The following is a 16,949-nucleotide window of genomic DNA, read 5'->3' as shown; positions in this document are numbered from 1 at the left end:
CGGCAGGCTCAGTTGGTTTTCTCGGGGGGCAGTTCGGCGGTCAGCATCGCGGTCTCGGCCCGCATGCGCCACTCCACCAGGGTCTTGGCCACCAGGGTGACCAGGGCCAGGAGGGCGAGGACGGAGGCCGAGGCGAAGGCACCGATGGCGTTGTATTCGTTGTAGAGAATTTCCACGTGCAGGGGCAGGGTGTTGGTCTCGCCGCGGATGTGGCCGGAGACCACGGAGACGGCGCCGAACTCGCCCATGGCCCGGGCATTGGCCAGGATCACCCCGTACAGCAGGCCCCACTTGATGTTGGGCAGGGTCACCCGCCAGAACATCTGGAAGCCGGAGGCGCCGAGGGAGACGGCGGCCTCCTCCTCGTCCTTGCCCTGGGCCTGCATCAGGGGAATCATTTCCCGGGCGACGAAGGGGAAGGTGACGAAGAGGGTGGCCAGGATGATGCCGGGCACGGCGAAGACGATCTTCACGTCGTGCTCGGCGAGCCAGGGACCGAAATAGCCCTGGGCGCCGAACATCAGCACGAAGATGAGGCCGGCGATGACCGGGCTGACGGCAAAGGGCAGGTCGATCAGGGTGATCAGCAGGCTCTTGCCGCGGAACTCGAACTTGGCGATGGCCCAGCTGGCGGCAATGCCGAAGGCCACATTGAGAGGCACGGCGATGGCCGCCACCGCCAGGGTCAGGGTCACGGCACTGCGGGCCTCCGGGTCCAGCAGGCCGTTGACATAGGCTTCCCAGCCGCCCCGCAGGGCTTCGGCGAAGACCGCCGCCAGGGGCACGCCGAGGAACAGGGCGAGGAAGGCGAAGGCCAGGGTCAGCAGGGTGTAGCGCACCCAGGCCGGTTCGGTATTGGCACGGCGCACGCTCATTGCTCGCCTCCGGTATTGCGGTTGTTGTGTCGGTTGGCGGCCCACCACTGCAGACCGTTGATGGCCAGCAGCAGGACGAAGGAAATGCCCAGCATCACCACCGCCAGGGCGGTGGCGCCCACGTAGTCGTACTGCTCCAGCTTGGAAATGATGAGCAGGGGCGTGATCTCGGAAATGAGGGGCATGTTGCCGGCGATGAAGATCACCGAGCCGTACTCGCCCACGGCCCGGGAGAAGGACAGGGCGAAACCGGTGAGCAGGGCCGGGAAGATGGCTGGGAAGATGATGCGGCGGAAGGTCTGCCAGCGGGAGGCGCCCAGGGTGGCGGCGGCCTCCTCCACTTCCGGCTCGATGTCCTCGATCACCGGCTGCAGGGTGCGCACCACGAAGGGCAGGCCGATGAAAGTGAGGGCCACGACGATGCCCAGGGGCGTGTACGCCACCTTCAGGCCCAGGGGTTCCAGGTACTTGCCGATCCAGCCGTTGGTGGAATAGAGGGTGGCCAGGGTGATGCCGGCCACGGCGGTGGGCAGGGCGAAGGGCAGATCGACGAAGGAGTCGATCAGGCGCTTGCCGGGGAAGTCGTAGCGCACCAGCACCCAGGCCACGATGAGGCCGAAGAAGGCGTTGATGACGGCGGCCAGGGCCGAGGCGCCGAAGGTCACCCGATAGGCCGCGAGGGCCCGCTCGGTGGTGGCGATGTCCCAGAACTGGGCGAAGGTCAGGGCGGTGGACTTGAGCACCAGGCCGCCCAGGGGGATCAGCACCAGCACCGAGAGGTACACCAGGGTGTAGCCCAGGGCCAGGCCGAAGCCGGGGAGGACGTTGTTTTTCTTGGCTGACATGGGTTTCTCAAACGACGGCGCCGGGGAGCCTTGCAGGCCGGCCCGGCGCCGTGGGGGTCGTGGGCGGGGGTGGATTACTTCTGCACGTAGAGCTGGTCGAAGGAGCCGCCATCGACGAAGTGGGCCTTGGCCGCCTTGCTCCAGCCCCCGAACACTTCATCCACGGAGAAGGTCTTGATGTTGGGGAACTGGGCGGCATACTTCTTCAGCACTTCCGCATCCCGGGGCCGCAGGTAGTTCTGGGCGGCGTTCTCCTGGCCTTCCTTGGACCACAGGTAGTCCAGGTAGGCCTGGGCCTGCTTGCGGCTGCCCTTCTTATCCACCACCTTGTCCACCACGGCCACCGGGAACTCGGCCAGGATGGAAACGCTGGGATAAACCACCTCGAACTCGCCGCGGCCGAACTCCTTGGCGATCAGCTCGGCCTCGGACTCGAAGGTGACCAGCACGTCGCCCAGGCGGCGCTGCATGAAGGTGGTGGTGGCATCCCGGCCGCCGGCGGCGAACAGGGGGGCGTTCTTCAGGATCTTGCCGACGAATTCCAGGGCGCTCTTGTCGTTGCCGCCGGGCTGCTTGAGGGCGTAGCCCCAGGCGGCCAGGTAGGTGTAGCGGCCGTTGCCGGTGTTCTTGGGGTGGGGCACGATCACTTCGACGCCGGACTTGGCCAGGTCGGACCAGTCCTTCAGGGCCTTGGGATTGCCCTTGCGCACGATGAACACCATGGTGGAGGTGTAGGGCGAGGCGTTGTTGGGGAATTTCTTGGCGTAGTCCTTGGCCACCAGGCCCTTGTCGGCCAGGTAATCGACGTCGGTGGCCTGGTTCATGGTCACCACGTCCGCTTCCAGGCCGTCGGCCACGGCCCGCACCTGCTTGGAGGAACCGCCGTGGGACTGCTTCACCTCCACCTTCTCACCGGCCTTGGCCTGCCAGTGCTTGGTGAACATGGGGTTGTAGTCCTTGTAGAAATCCCGGGCCACATCGTAGGAGGCGTTGAGCAGGGTGACATCGGCCAGGGCCGGGGCGACCAGGCCGCCCGCCAGGAGCAGGGCGGCGAACAGGCGGGAAACGGGGGAAACGGCGTTCTTCATGGGGGGTTCCTTCCAGCGATGGCTGACTCTTCAGAAGCGAACTCTAAACAAGGTGTTTAGAACCACAAAGCTTCTTTGGCTATTTGTTTATTTGAGAAAACGCATAAAGCAAAGGCCCGTACGGCCCTTGCCCGTCACACCGGCAGGCGGCTCTCGCTGCGCTGCCAGTCGCCCTTGAGCAGGGGAATCTGGTGCGGCGGCACCGGCTTGCTGAACAGGTAGCCCTGTAGTTCGTCGCAATCCAGGTCGCTCAGCACCTGCCACTGGGCCTCGGTCTCCACCCCTTCGGCGACGGTGCGCATGCCCAGGCCGTGGGCCAGGAGGATCACCGCCCGCACCACGGAGCGCGCCTCCCGGTCGTCCAGGAGGCGGGAGACGAAGCTGCGGTCGATCTTCACCTCGTCCACCGGATACCGGGAGAGATAGGAAAGGGAGGAATAGCCGGTGCCGAAATCGTCGATGGAGACCCGCACCCCGGCCTGGCGCAGGGTGCTGAAGATGGCCAGGATCTGTTCCGGGTCGTCGGCCAGGGAGCTTTCCGTCAGTTCCAGTTCCAGGCCGGCCGGGTCGATGCCGCTCTGGGTCACCACCTGCAGCACCTCCTGGGCGAAGTCCCAGCGCCGCAGCTGGCGGGCCGAGACATTCACCGCCACCCGCGGCACCGGCACCCCCTGCTCCTGCCAGGCCCGCAGCTGGCGGCAGGCGGCCACCAGGCACCAGTGGCCGATGGCGTCGATGAGGCCGGCGTTTTCCGCCAGGGCGATGAAGCTGTCGGGCATGACCAGGCCCCGGGTCGGATGGCGCCAGCGCACCAGGGCCTCGACCCCGGCGATGCGGCCGCTGCTGGCACCGATCTGGGGCTGGTAGTAGAGCAGCAGCTGCTCGCCCTCGACGGCCCGGCGCAGGTCGTTCTCCAGTTCCAGCCGCTCCAGGGAACGCTCGTTGTGGCTGGCGATGAAGAAGCGGTAGGCCGCCCGGCCGCCGTCCTTGGCCGCGTACATGGCCACGTCGGCATGCTTGAGCAGGGACTCCCCGTCCTCCCCGTCGGCCGGGTAAAGGGCGATGCCGATGGAGGTGGAGGCAAAAATCTCCCGCTCCCCGAGCCGCACCGGCTGGTCGAACTGGGCCAACAGCTTGCCGGCGACGATGCTGGCATCCTCCGCCGACAGCACTTCGGGCAGCAGCAGGACGAACTCGTCGCCGCCCAGGCGGGCCAGGGTGTCGCCCTCCCGCAGGCACAGGCTGAGGCGGGCCCCCACTTCCTTGAGCAGCAGGTCGCCCTGGTCGTGGCCCAGGGTGTCGTTCACCGCCTTGAAGCGGTCCAGGTCCAGCAGCAGCACCGCCAGCTTGCGCCGGGAGCGGTGGGCCTGGCGCAGGGCGTTTTCCAGGCGGTCGTAGAAAAGGCGGCGGTTGGGCAGGCCGGTGAGGGGGTCGTGGTAGGCCAGGTGGTGGATGTGGGCCTCGGCCTGCTTGCGGTCGGTGATATCGGTGAACAGGCCCACGTACTGGCTGACCTGGCCGGCCCCGTCCTTGATGGCGGTGATGGACAGCCACTCCGGATAGGTCTCGCCGGACTTGCGCCGGTTGATCACTTCGCCCTGCCACTTGCCCTGCTCCTGCAGGCTCTGCCACATCTGGGCATAGAAGGCCGGATCGTGCTGTCCCGAGGCCAGGATGTGGCCCGGCGCCCGGCCCCGGGCGTCCGCCTCGGAATAGCCGGTGACCTCGGAGAAGGCCGGATTGACCGACTGGATGCGGCCCCGGGCATCGGTCACCACCATGGCCTCGCCCAGGCTGTCGAAGACCCGGGCCGCCAGATGCAGGCGGGCCTCAGCCTGCTTGATTTCGCTGATGTCGCGGAAGGAGGCCACGTAGCCGGCCTGGTCGGTGTCGCCCTCGCCGCCCCGCAGGGGCGCCCCCAGCACGGCCACCGGGAAGGCACTGCCGTCGCTGCGCACGAAATCGTCCTCGCCCTCGAACACGGCGCCGGTGGCCAGGGCCCCGGCCAGGCCGGAAACCTCGGCCGGCGCCGCGCCGGGCCACAGCACCGTGGCGGCATCGCGGCCGAGCAGGCCGCCCGGCGCCGCCCCCAGCAGGGCTTCGGCCCGCTGGTTGGCGAAGGTGATGCGCCCGCCCCGGTCCAGGGCCAGGATGCCTTCGGCCAGGGTATTGGCGATGTTGTCGAGGAAGGCATGGCTGTGGCCCAGCTCCAGGGCCGACTTCTTCAGCTCCACCATGATGTAGACCACGGTGGCGATGAGGAACAGGGCAAACAGGGCCAGCAGCAGGCGGTAGCTTTCTGCCTGCTTCAGGTCCTGGCGGTAGATTTCGCTGTAGTCCCGGTAGGAGGCCTCCAGGCTGCCGGCGAAGGGGCTGCCGGTGAGTTCGTTGAGCAGACTCTCCACGTCCAGGCGATGGTGCAGCACCTGCTGGCCGTGGGCCGTCATCAGCAGCACCTGGCGCCGCACCTCCAGGGGCCAGCCGACGACCTGGTCCTGCAGGGCGGAGAGGTCGGCGGCCACCGCCGGCATGTCGTCGGCCTCGCCGCGGATGAGGAACTCCATGATTTCCCGCCCCACCGTCGCCAGCAGGGCGCTGTGGGGCACGCTGCCGCGGCCGTCCAGGCTGTCGCTGGCACGCAGGAGCTGGCTGGAGAGATTGAGGAAGTGGTCCTGGGAATTGCGCAGCAGGGCATTCTGCTGCTTGAAGCGCTCCAGTCCTTCCCGCTTTTCCTGCCACAGGGCCAGCACCGGGGTCATGGCCTCGCTGCCGTGGCGCTGCAGTTCCGCCTGCAGGCGTTGCAGCAGGGCGGAAATGCGCTCGTCCGCCGCCGCCACCGCGTCGTAGTCCTGCAACTGACGGTGGCGCAGCTTGAGCAGGTCCTGGTTGAGGCGGGCGTCCAGGGCGACGATCTCATGCACCAGGGCCTCGACCCGGGCCTGCTCGGCGACGTCGGCCCCGGTGCTGCGCTGGAACAGCCCCACCAGGATGACGGTGAGGATCAGCACCAGCAGCCAGGGGGCGGCGCCCTTCCAGGACGGCAGGCGGGTCATGGCCGCACGTCCCCGTTGAGGGACTGCAGGAAGGTGACGATCAGGGTTACATCCCGGGCCGGCAGTTCCACGCCCAACTGGTAGCGCCCCATGAGGGCCACCGCCTCGTCCAGGGAGGAAGTGGCGGCGTCGTGGAAATAGGGGGCGGTGAGCGCCACGTTGCGCAGGGTAGGCACCTTGAACACATGCCGATCCTCGTCCCGGCCGGTGACGTTGAAACGCCCCATGTCGGCGGCGGTCAGGGCCTTCTTGTTGGCGAAGTAGTTGTCCATGACGCCGAAGCGCTGGAACAGGTTGCCGCCCACATTCACTCCCTGGTGGCAGGAAGAGCAGCCGTGGCGCTTGAACAGGCGGTAACCGGCCTTTTCCTCGTCGGACAGGGCGGTGTCGTCGCCCCGCAGCCAGCGGTCGAAACGGGAGGGGGTGAGCAGGGAGCGTTCGTACTCGGCAATGGCGTGGCGCACCGTAGCCGCCGTCAGCCCGGCCGGATAGGCACTGGCAAAGCGGCTGCGCAGTTCCTTGTCGGCCTGCAGCTTGGCCAGCACCTGGTCCCAATCCGCCGCCATTTCCAGCGGATTGTGCACCGGACCTTCCACCTGCTCCTCCAGGGTGGCGGCGCGGCCGTCCCAGAACTGGCGGAAATTGAAGGCGGCATTGAGCACCGTGGGGGCATTGATGCCGCCCTTCTTGCCGTCCACCCCGCGGGACACCGGCATGCCGTCGGCACCGCCCCGCTGCAGGTCATGGCAGCCGGCACAGGCCAGGGAGTCGTCGCGGGAGAGGCGGGGATCGTTGAAGAGGAGGCGCCCCAGAGCCACCTTGGCCGGGTCCACCGGCAGGCTGTCGGGCAGGGGCAGCAGGGGCTCGCCGGGGCGGATCGGGGTGGTCGCCAGCAGGGCGGGCATGGGTTCGACCGCGGCATCGGGCGAGGCCGCCAGGTGCGGATACAGCAACGCCCCCACCGCCGTAACGGCCAGTACGCAGATCACTGCGAACAGGCGCAAATTGGGAAGACCTGCCGGCTTCGCCATGGACGTGCTCCAACCTCGTTGAACTCGGCGCTTCCGGTCTGATGCCGGAATCCACCCTTAACCGACAGCATAAAACAAAAAAGGGACAGGCTCGCGCCTGTCCCTTTTTATCGAATCTTGGTGGTGTAGTCCCCTACTAGAGAGAACCTTCCTGCCTCACCGGCGAGGACACCATGGGCAAGATTATATACGACAGTGGGAACTTGCGGTAAGAAAGAGTGCCCCCGCGCATTTACTTACTGTCGTTGGCAGCGAAAAGTCTGCAGTTTGATCCCCAAACACGGAATCGAACTTGACTCCTGACGCGTAGCTACGTCCGTGTTGTTGCAGTCCAAGTTGTGGCGCATAATGTCATCAGTTTGATGATATGAACCGCCTAGCAATGGACAAACATAAAACCAATCGCAGTCTTTCGGTCGTCCGTCTTGGATGAGGAGCCTTCGGTGACTCAACCCCAGCGCGTCGAGAGCTTGAGCCACGCCCAGCGCGAGCGACTGGCCTACATCGACTTCCGGCTCTACTTTTTCGGTGAGATCGGTCGCCCAGACCTGATCGACCGTTTCGGTGTGGCTCCGGCTGGGGCGACGCGCGACTTGGCGCTTTACCGGGAAGTCGCGCCGCAGAACATCACCTTTGACGGTAGCAACAAGGTCTACCGCATCGGGCAGGCGTTCTCCCCGCTGTTCGACCACACATCGCAGCGCGTGCTGTCGGCGCTGGCTCTCGGCTTCGGCGATGGCGTGAACGGCGCAACGCAGCCGCTGCTGCCCTGCGAATCTCCCACCGCCCTGAGCAACCCCAGGATGGATGTGTTGGCTCCGATCTGCCGGGCCATCCACGCCAAGCGGCCCGTCGCCATCCGCTACCACTCGATGAGCAGCGGTGAGTCCGAACGGGTCATCGTCCCGTTCGCCCTTGTCGACACCGGCCTGCGCTGGCACGTCCGTGCCTTTGATCGCAAGAGCGGAGAGTTTCGCGATTTCGTCGTGACGCGCATCGAAGCCCCGACCCTGCTCGACGAGGAGCCACAGGCCAACGAACGGCCGGACAACGACATCCAGTGGACGCGCATCGTCGAACTGGACTTCGTCCCGCACCCGCGCCTTGAGCGCCCCGAGATCATCAAGATGGACTACGGGATGACCGACGGCTCGATTCGGATGCGCGTTCGCGCTGCCGTCGCGGGCTACATGCTGCTGCGCTGGAGCGTGGACTGCTCGCCCGACCACCGGCTCAAGGAAGAACAGTACCGACTATGGCTCAGCGATCCCCTGGCTTTGTACGGGGTGGAAAACGCAAAGCTGGCTCCTGGCTACCAAGCGCCGACCAGCTCAAAGAATCGATAGGGAAAGAAAAACACAATGGCCAAGACACTTGAAGCCCACGACAAGCTGATCCGGGAGATCTTCGAAGGCAGCTACCAGTTCGAGATTCCGGACTACCAGCGCCCCTACGCCTGGACAACCGAGCAGGCCACAGAGCTGTTCGATGACCTGTATTCGGCGATGCAGGACGCGCGCGTCTCGGGGGCCAGCAGCCAATACTTTTTGGGTAGCATCGTTCTGATCAAGAACGACCGGGACCCAAAGTCATCGGTGGTCGACGGCCAGCAACGCCTGTCTACGCTCACGATGCTATTCGCCGTGTTGCGCACCGTGATGCCGGATGCTGCAGACGACATCACCGACTTCCTCTACAAAAAGGGCAAGGTCAGTCTTGGCGAGAAGAACGAGTACCGCCTGACAGCTCGCGAGGAGGATGCCGACTTCTTCCGCACCAACATTCAGGAACCGGGTGGCATCGCACAGTTGGTCGCCAGTACGGACAAGCTGAAAGACAGCCGTCTGCGTTACCGTGAAAACGCCACGCTGCTGCTCGAAAAGGCCAAGGCGCTTCCGCCTGCCGACCTCATTGCGCTGTGGCAGTTCCTCGCCAACGACTGTTCGCTGGTTGTCATCTCCACGCCCGACCTCGAAGCCGCGTACCGCATCTTCTCCGTACTCAACAATCGGGGGCTCGACCTCGCGCCTATCGACATCATCAAGGCGCAGGTGCTTGGCCTGATCCGTACCACGGCAGGCGAAGTCAAAAGCCGCGCATACGCGAAAGAGTGGAGCCGGATCGAAAGCTCACTGGGTCGCGACGCCTTCGGTGACCTGTTTGGCCACATTCGCAGCATCTATGCCAAGAAGAAGCAGAAGTACATCCTGGTCAAGGAGTTCCAGGAGCACGTCACCGAGTACAAGGCCCCTATCGACCTCGTCGACAAGGTCATCAAACCCTATGCCGAAGTGTGGGACTTCGTGCGCGATGCCGACTTCGAGGCCACCGAGCACGCTGAAACCATCAACGAGCACTTGTCGTGGCTCAATCGTGTGGACTTCAAGGACTGGGTGCCCCCAGCACTTGTTTATTTCAAGCGCTTCCGGCAGCAGCCCAAACTGCTTGCCGAATTTTTCCAGTCACTGGAACGCCTGACCTACTTCCTGCTGGTCACCAAGGTCGGCATCAACGAGCGCATCGAAACCTACGCTGCGCTCACCAAGGAAATCGAACCGGAGACCTTCAAGGGAAATCTGGTTGCACTCACCACGCTGGCACTGACAGACGCGCAAAAGCGCAAGTTCGTCGCGGCACTCGATGGAGACGTGTACGACGATCTGCCCAAGGCACGGATGGCGCTCGTCTTGCGTCTTGAGTCCTTGGTGCGCGCGCCCGGCGTGCAGCTTCAAGATGCCGTGTCGCTGGAGCACGTCCTGCCGCAAACACCGCCCGACAGTTCGGACTGGATCAAGTGGTTCCCGGATGAAGACGAGCGCGATGGCTGGACGCACCGTTTGGCCAATCTGGTTCCGCTGGATAGGAACAAGAACTCGTCTGCCAGCAATTACGACTTTGCCAAGAAGAAAGATGCCTACTTCAGAGGCAAGGGCACCGCTTCACCCTTCGTGCTGACGCAGGAAGTCAGATCGGAAAGCGAGTGGACGCCCACGCTGCTGACTGCACGGCAAAAGCGCCTTGTAAACGTATTGAGCACGCATTGGAATCTTGAGATTGCAGCTGACAACAGCCTTCCTGCTGCTGCGGTAACGGCGGGAGGTTTGACATCGTGAGCAACAACAAAGAACTCGAACGCGCCGAGCTGCACAAAACCATCTGGCGCATCGCCAATGACCTGCGCGGCAGCGTCGATGGATGGGACTTCAAAACCTACGTGCTCGGGATGCTGTTCTACCGCTTCATCTCGGAGAACCTGACCAGCTACCTCAATGAGCAGGAGCGCCGCGCGGGCACCCCGGACTTCGACTACGCAGAACTCTCAGATAACGATGCCGAATTCGGTCGTGCCGAGACGGTGAAGGAAAAAGGCTTTTACATCCTGCCGTCCGAACTGTTTGCCAACGTGCGCGCCCGCGCCCGGCATGATGCCAACCTCAACGAAACGCTCTCACGCATCTTTGCCGACATCGAGGGCTCGGCCACGGGCAGCGATTCCGAGGACGACATCAAGGGCCTGTTCGACGACCTCGATGTCAACAGCAGCAAGCTCGGCCCCACCGTGGCCAAGCGCAACGAAAAACTGGTCAAGTTGCTCGACGCCATCGGCGACCTGCCGTTGGCCAGCAGCGATGGCGGGTTTACGGAAAACACCATCGACCTGTTCGGCGACGCCTACGAATATCTGATGCAGATGTACGCCTCTACCGCTGGCAAGTCGGGCGGTGAGTTCTACACGCCGCAGGAGGTCTCCGAACTGCTGGCCCGCATCACCGTGGTCGGCAAAAGCGAGGTCAACAAGGTCTACGACCCCGCCTGCGGCTCCGGCTCGTTGCTGCTCAATTTCGTGAAGGTCTTGGGCCATGACGCGGTGCGCCAGGGCTTCTACGGGCAGGAGATCAACCTGACCACCTACAACCTGTGCCGGATCAACATGTTTCTGCACGATGTGAACTATGAAAAGTTCCACATCGCCCATGGCGACACGCTTACCGATCCAGCGCACTGGGATGACGAGCCGTTTGAAGCCATCGTCTCCAATCCGCCGTACTCGATCAAATGGGATGGCGATGCCAACCCGCTGCTCATCAACGATCCGCGCTTTGCCCCTGCGGGTGTGCTCGCCCCCAAGAGCAAGGCCGACCTCGCCTTTACCCTGCACATCCTGAGCTGGCTGGCGGTCAACGGCACGGCGGCGATTGTCGAGTTTCCCGGCGTACTCTATCGCGGTGGTGCGGAGCAAAAAATCCGCCAGTACCTCATCGACAACAACTATGTCGATGCCGTGATCCAGCTGCCGCCCGACCTGTTCTTCGGCACCACGATTGCCACCTGCATCATTATCCTGAAGAAATCCAAGCACGATAACGCTACGCTGTTTATCGATGCCAGTGCCGAGTTCGTGCGCAGCGGCAACAAGAACAAGCTACTGCCCGAACACCAGCAAAAAATCCTCGATGCCTTCACCGGCCGCCAGAGCATGGAGCACTTCGCACGGCTGGTCGAGAACGGCGATATTGCTGCCAACGGCTACAACATCGCCGTGTCCAGTTACGTTGAGCAGAAAGACGAGCGCGAGGCAGTGGATATTCGGGTACTCAACGCCAAAATCAGCCGTATCGTGGCGCGGCAAGCAGAATTAAGGGAGCAGATCGATGCCATTGTGGCCGATCTGGAAGGAGAATAAGTATGAGCCAGATCGACGACTTGATTGCAAAGCTATGCCCAAACGGCGTTGACTTCAGGGCTATTGGTGACTTCGGCGAACTGGTGCGCGGCAACGGAATGCCGAAGGCAGATTTCGTGGAGTCTGGGGTTGGGTGCATCCATTACGGACAGATTTACACCTATTACGGCATCTGGACAGCGGAGACAAAGTCCTTTGTCCCAGCAGAAAAAGCCGAAAAACTCGCCAAGGTCGATCCTGGCGATCTGGTGATTACCAACACCAGCGAGAACATCGAGGATGTTTGCAAGGCGGTTGCGTGGATCGGAGAAACGCAGATCGTCACGGGCGGGCATGCCACGGTCCTGAAGCACGACCAAGAACCGAAGTACCTCTCTTACTACCTGCAAACACCACACTTTTTCGCAGAGAAGAAAAAGCACGCGACAGGCACGAAGGTCATCGACGTTTCGGCAAAGAGTCTTGCAAAAATCAGGATTCCAGTTCCGCCGCTTGAAGTGCAGCGCGAGATTGTGAAAGTGCTTGACACCTTCACCCAGCTGGAGGCGGAGCTGGAGGCGGAGCTGGAGGCGGAGCTGGAGGCGCGTCGGCGGCAGTACAAGTACTACCGCGACGCGCTCTTGACATTCGGCGAACGCACGGACGCTGAAGCAAGCAAGCAAGCAAGCAAGCAAGTATAAGGTGGATGACCATGGGTGAGATTGGAAAATTCACGCGCGGCCGTCGATTCACCAAGGACGATTATGTCCAGGAAGGAATCGGCTGCATCCACTACGCTGACATTTATACCCGACACGGAACCTCGGCGTCGGCGGCTGTCTCGCATGTGCGGCCGGACATGGCGTCGAGCCTGCGCTTTGCAAAACCGGGTGACATCGTTATCGCTGCGGTCGGTGAAACGGTCGAGGATGTCGGCAAAGCGGTTGCTTGGCTTGGCACCGAGCAGGTCGCGATTCACGACGACTGCTTTACTTTTCAGCACTTGATGAATCCGAAGTTCGTGTCGTACTGCTTCCAGACGGAACGACTGAATGCAGAGAAGAACAAGTTTGTCGCCCGCGCAAAGGTAAAGCGTCTGTCTGGCGAGAGCTTGGCAAAACTCACGCTTCCCGTTCCGCCCATTGAAGAGCAGGAACGCATAGTCGCCATCCTCGATAAATTCGATGCGCTGGTGAATGACCTGACGAGCGGCCTACCCGCCGAAATCAAAGCCCGCCGTCAGCAGTATGAGCATTACCGCGACCGGCTGCTCACGTTCAAGGAAGCAACATGAGCGAAGACCTCATGCCCTTTCGCTACGAGCCGATTGCGCTGTCTAACGAGAGCACGGTTGTCGCCGAATTTCAGCCCGAAGCCCTGGGAGTGCGCGAGGCGGCATACCAGTCCGAAGCTGAACTGGAAAAGGAATTCATCAAGCAGCTCCAGGTGCAGGCCTATGAATACCTGCCCATCACATCGGAGGCTGAGCTGGTAGCCAATCTTCGCCGCCAGTTGGAAAAGCTCAACAAGGTCACCCTGGCGGATGCAGAGTGGGAGCGATTCTTCAGCACCTGCATTGCAGGCGCGAATGACGGCATCCTGGAAAAGACCGCACGCATTCAAGAAGACCATGTGCAGGTCTTGAAGCGCGACGACGGCAGCACCAAGAACATCTACCTGATCGACAAGGCCAACATCCACAACAACGCCTTGCAGGTCATTAACCAGTACGAAGTCGAAGGCGCTCGTGCCAACCGTTATGACGTGACGGTGCTGGTCAATGGCCTGCCGATGGTGCATATCGAATTGAAGCGTCGGGGCGTGGACATCCGCGAGGCCTTCAACCAAATCAACCGCTACCAGCGCGACAGTTTCTGGGCGGGCTCGGGCTTGTTCGAGTACGTGCAGCTTTTCGTCATCAGCAACGGTACGCTGACCAAGTATTACAGCAACACCGTGCGTGACGGGCATTTGAAGGAACAGTCCGCCAAGCGCAGCAAAAGCAAGACCTCCAACAGCTTCTCCTTTACCAGTTGGTGGGCCGACGCGAAAAACCAGCCCATCACTGAGCTGACAGGTTTCACGAAAACCTTTTTCGCCAAGCACTCGCTGCTCAACGTCCTCACCAAATACTGCGTGTTCGATGTGGATCGCAAGCTGCTGGTGATGCGGCCCTACCAGATCGTGGCCGCCGAGCGCATTTTGCAGCGCATCGCCACAGCCACCAATCACAAGCAGCTCGGCTCCGTCGCGGCGGGCGGCTACATCTGGCACACCACCGGCAGCGGCAAGACGCTGACCAGCTTCAAGGCGGCGCAACTTGCCCGGGGCTTGCCAGATATCGACAAGGTGCTCTTCGTGGTGGACCGCAAGGATCTGGACTACCAGACCATGCGCGAATACGAGCGCTTCGAGAAGGGCGCAGCCAACTCGAATACATCCACGGCTGTGCTGCAAAAGCAGCTGGAAGACCCGAACGCCCGCATCATCATCACCACCATCCAGAAGCTTTCCCGCTTCGTCGTGAAGAACAAGAAACACCCGGTGTATGACGAGCACGTGGTGGTGATCTTCGACGAGTGCCACCGCAGCCAGTTCGGCGACATGCACGCCGAAATTACGCGGGTGTTCCAGCGCTACCACCTGTTCGGCTTCACCGGTACGCCGATCTTTGCCGAGAACTCCGGCACCACAGGTAACCCGCTGCGACGCACCACGCAACAGGCCTTTGGTGACAAGCTGCACACCTACACGATTGTCGATGCCATCAACGACAAGAACGTGCTGCCGTTTCGCATCGACTACATCAACACGGTCAAATTGCCTGCAGGCATCAAAGACAAAAAGGTGTCGGCCATCGACACCGAACGGGCGCTGCTAGCGCCAGAGCGCATCACACAGATCGTGGGCTACATCCGCGAACACTTCGACCAGAAAACCAAGCGTGCCAGCACGTACCGCCACGATGGCAAACGGCTGGCTGGTTTCAATTCGCTGTTCGCCTGTGCGTCCATTGATGCCGCCAAGCGTTACTACGCGGAATTCGTTGCACAGCAAAAGGAGTTGCCCGAGGCCCAGCGGCTCAAGGTGGGCTTGATCTACAGCTTTGCCGCAAATGAAGAGGAAAGTGATGGCCTGCTCGGCGAGGAAGACTTCGAAACCGAGGGGCTGGATCAAGGCTCGCGGGATTTTCTGGATGTCGCGATCCAGGATTACAACGCACTGTTCAGCACCAGCTTCGACACCTCGGCAGACAAGTTCCAGAACTACTACAAGGACTTGTCGCAGCGCCTGAAAAAACGTGAACTGGACATTGTCGTCGTGGTCAACATGTTCCTGACCGGCTTTGACGCCACCACGCTCAATACCCTGTGGGCGGACAAGAACTTGAAGGCACACGGCCTGATACAGGCATATTCGCGTACCAACCGCATCCTCAATTCGGTCAAGACCTACGGCAACATCGTCTCCTTCCGCAATCTGGAGCAGGAGACCAACGACGCCCTTGCCCTGTTTGGCAACAAGGATGCCAAGGGCATCGTTCTGTTGAAACCTTACGCCGAGTATTACAAGGATTACGAAAAGCGCGTCGGAGAACTCACGGCTGGGTTCCCACTCGTAAAAGCCATTGTTGGCGAGGCAGCACAAAAGGCATTCATCAAGCTGTTCGGCTCGATTTTGCGACTGAAGAACATCCTCACGGCCTTCGATGATTTCGCTGGCCACGAAATCCTCTCCGAGCGCGAGTTTCAGGACTACCAGAGCCTGTATCTAAACCTGTACGCAGAATTCCGGGCGACGTCGGCTGCCGAGAAGGAGTCAATCAACGACGATGTGGTGTTCGAGATCGAGCTCATCAAGCAGGTTGAAATCAATGTTGACTACATCCTGCTCTTGGTCGAACAGTACCTGAAGAAAAAGGGTTCGGGCGACGATAAGGAAATCCGCGCCACTATCGAACGCGCCATCAATTCCAGCCCTGGCCTACGCAACAAGAAAGACCTCATCGAACAGTTTGTCGATTCAGTGACCACCAAGGCCAAGGTGGACGCGCAGTGGCAGGCGTTCGTTGCGGCGAAAAAGACCGAGGAACTGGAACGCATCATTGCGGAGGAAAACCTCAATGCCGAGGCGGCACGTGAATTCATTAGCAATGCCTTCCGCGACGGCAGCATCGCGGCAACCGGTACTGCCATCACCAAGATCCTGCCGCCGGTATCGCGGTTTTCCAAGAACAATGGCCACGCAGCCAAGAAGCAGACGGTGCTGGAAAAACTTGCCGCTTTCTTCGAACGGTATTTCGGATTGGCGTGAGGAGAAGGCCTATGAAGTTCCATCTAACCACATTCAGCACTCTTCTTTAATTTTCAAGGAGTCCTATTTATGAGCAACACCCCATTCGATCCGTCGAAATTCACAGCACCGAAAGCCAAACCGCTGCCAGTAATTCTCCTGCTCGATGTCAGCGGCAGCATGAGCGGAGACAAAATCCGCAATCTGAATGATGCTGTTCGCGACATGTTGAATACATTCAGTGACACTGAGAATGGTGAAACTGAAATCCATGTAGCGATCATCACCTTCGGTTCTCAAGTAACCCTGCATCAGCCGCTTGCGAGTGCCAGCACTATTCATTGGCAGGATCTTTCTGCTGGCGGTATGACTCCACTTGGTACGGCATTGCAAATGGCCAAGGCGATGATCGAAGACAAAGATGTCGTTCCTTCGCGTGCGTATCGTCCAACGGTTGTATTGGTTTCTGATGGCGGCCCTAACGATGCGTGGGAAAAGCCTCTGAACGCGTTTATCAGCGACGGGCGCTCTGCAAAATGCGACCGTTTGGCAATGGCGATAGGCGCTGATGCTGACGAGGCAGTGCTCGGGAGGTTTATCGAAGGTACTTCGAATCAACTGTTCTATGCTGAGAACGCCAAGCAGCTGCGCGATTTCTTCAAGTTTGTCACCATGTCTGTGACCATTCGCACAAAGTCGCAGACACCAAATAATGTGCCTGAAGCGAGCGCTATTGACATCCAGCCCGCCACCATCGAAGCGCGCCAAGATAAATCCAAAACTCTGACGCAGAGCTCTTCTGCAACAGATGGGGGGTATTGGTAATGGCACAGGCAATTGGAGATCCGGAAGAGCTCGAGCGCTTCGCGTATTCACTGCAACAGTTTATTGATTCACTCAACGATGCAGTGGGCAACCTTAACGGTGCCTTCGCTTCGCTGGGCGACACATGGCAAGACGAAAAGCGGGCACGGTTTGAGGAGGACTACAACGCGCTCGTCCAGCAGTTACAACATTTCAACGAAAACGCGTCTGAGCAAGTTCCATATCTGGCCGCACTCGCATCCCGGCTGCGGGATTATTTACAAAGCTAAGGGTACC

13 protein-coding genes are annotated in these 16,949 nt (G+C 61.2%); 8 read left to right on the top strand and 5 right to left on the bottom strand.

Annotated elements, in window-relative coordinates; genetic code table 11:
• Window positions 1-8: 8 nt before the first annotated feature.
• The 5 genes from cysW to ACLSSQ_RS03505 all read right to left on the bottom strand — a co-directional run bounded on the left by cysW (window position 9) and on the right by ACLSSQ_RS03505 (window position 6,892).
• Window positions 9-875 carry a sulfate ABC transporter permease subunit CysW gene (cysW, locus tag ACLSSQ_RS03525; protein WP_014235380.1) on the bottom strand — a complete coding sequence of 289 codons (867 nt, stop codon included), beginning with the start codon at window positions 873-875 and terminating at the stop codon, window positions 9-11.
• Entirely contained in the window at window positions 872-1,720 is an 849-nt protein-coding gene (gene cysT / locus ACLSSQ_RS03520) for a sulfate ABC transporter permease subunit CysT (protein WP_014235381.1), read from the bottom strand. Before cysT ends, cysW begins: the two co-directional genes overlap by 4 nt.
• A 74-nt stretch (window positions 1,721-1,794) precedes the next feature.
• The gene (locus tag ACLSSQ_RS03515) at window positions 1,795-2,808 is read right to left on the bottom strand and encodes a sulfate ABC transporter substrate-binding protein (protein ID WP_014235382.1); all 1,014 of its coding nucleotides are present in this window, start codon (window positions 2,806-2,808) and stop codon (window positions 1,795-1,797) included.
• Between the two features lie 134 nt (window positions 2,809-2,942).
• Window positions 2,943-5,861 carry an EAL domain-containing protein gene (locus ACLSSQ_RS03510; protein WP_416243806.1) on the bottom strand — a complete coding sequence of 973 codons (2,919 nt, stop codon included), beginning with the start codon at window positions 5,859-5,861 and terminating at the stop codon, window positions 2,943-2,945.
• Complete coding sequence (locus ACLSSQ_RS03505; protein ID WP_416243805.1) at window positions 5,858-6,892, bottom strand: cytochrome-c peroxidase; 1,035 nt, start codon at window positions 6,890-6,892, stop codon at window positions 5,858-5,860. Before ACLSSQ_RS03505 ends, ACLSSQ_RS03510 begins: the two co-directional genes overlap by 4 nt.
• A gap of 443 nt (window positions 6,893-7,335) precedes the next feature.
• Here ACLSSQ_RS03505 and ACLSSQ_RS03500 point away from each other — a divergent pair, with 443 nt between their 5' ends.
• The 8 genes from ACLSSQ_RS03500 (at window position 7,336) to ACLSSQ_RS03465 (ending at window position 16,942) form a co-directional block, all read left to right on the top strand.
• Window positions 7,336-8,238, top strand: coding sequence for a transcriptional regulator (locus ACLSSQ_RS03500; RefSeq protein ID WP_416243804.1), 903 nt, complete (start codon window positions 7,336-7,338; stop codon window positions 8,236-8,238).
• 15 nt (window positions 8,239-8,253) lie between these two features.
• On the top strand, window positions 8,254-10,005 hold the full coding sequence (locus tag ACLSSQ_RS03495; protein WP_088861486.1) for a DUF262 domain-containing protein: 1,752 nt from the start codon (window positions 8,254-8,256) through the stop codon (window positions 10,003-10,005).
• Entirely contained in the window at window positions 10,002-11,576 is a 1,575-nt protein-coding gene (locus ACLSSQ_RS03490; RefSeq protein WP_416243803.1) for a type I restriction-modification system subunit M, read from the top strand. Before ACLSSQ_RS03495 ends, ACLSSQ_RS03490 begins: the two co-directional genes overlap by 4 nt.
• A 2-nt stretch (window positions 11,577-11,578) precedes the next feature.
• Window positions 11,579-12,256, top strand: coding sequence for a restriction endonuclease subunit S (locus tag ACLSSQ_RS03485; RefSeq protein WP_416243802.1), 678 nt, complete (start codon window positions 11,579-11,581; stop codon window positions 12,254-12,256).
• A gap of 11 nt (window positions 12,257-12,267) precedes the next feature.
• Window positions 12,268-12,849, top strand: a complete 582-nt coding sequence (locus ACLSSQ_RS03480; protein ID WP_416243801.1) for a restriction endonuclease subunit S — start codon at window positions 12,268-12,270, stop codon at window positions 12,847-12,849.
• Window positions 12,846-15,869, top strand: coding sequence for a type I restriction endonuclease subunit R (locus ACLSSQ_RS03475; protein ID WP_416243800.1), 3,024 nt, complete (start codon window positions 12,846-12,848; stop codon window positions 15,867-15,869). The genes ACLSSQ_RS03480 and ACLSSQ_RS03475 overlap by 4 nt, the downstream gene beginning before the upstream one ends.
• Before the next feature lie 69 nt (window positions 15,870-15,938).
• Window positions 15,939-16,673 carry a vWA domain-containing protein gene (locus ACLSSQ_RS03470; RefSeq protein ID WP_416243799.1) on the top strand — a complete coding sequence of 245 codons (735 nt, stop codon included), beginning with the start codon at window positions 15,939-15,941 and terminating at the stop codon, window positions 16,671-16,673.
• The gene (locus tag ACLSSQ_RS03465; RefSeq protein ID WP_416243798.1) at window positions 16,673-16,942 is read left to right on the top strand and encodes a WXG100 family type VII secretion target; all 270 of its coding nucleotides are present in this window, start codon (window positions 16,673-16,675) and stop codon (window positions 16,940-16,942) included. The genes ACLSSQ_RS03470 and ACLSSQ_RS03465 overlap by 1 nt, the downstream gene beginning before the upstream one ends.
• Window positions 16,943-16,949 lie beyond the last annotated feature (7 nt).

This window comes from Azospira sp. APE16 (genome assembly GCF_047901315.1).
In the GTDB taxonomy this organism is placed as follows: domain Bacteria; phylum Pseudomonadota; class Gammaproteobacteria; order Burkholderiales; family Rhodocyclaceae; genus Azospira; species Azospira oryzae.
The sequence above is the reverse complement of the archived record's forward strand: the minus strand, read 5'-3'. Positions and strand labels throughout refer to the sequence as shown.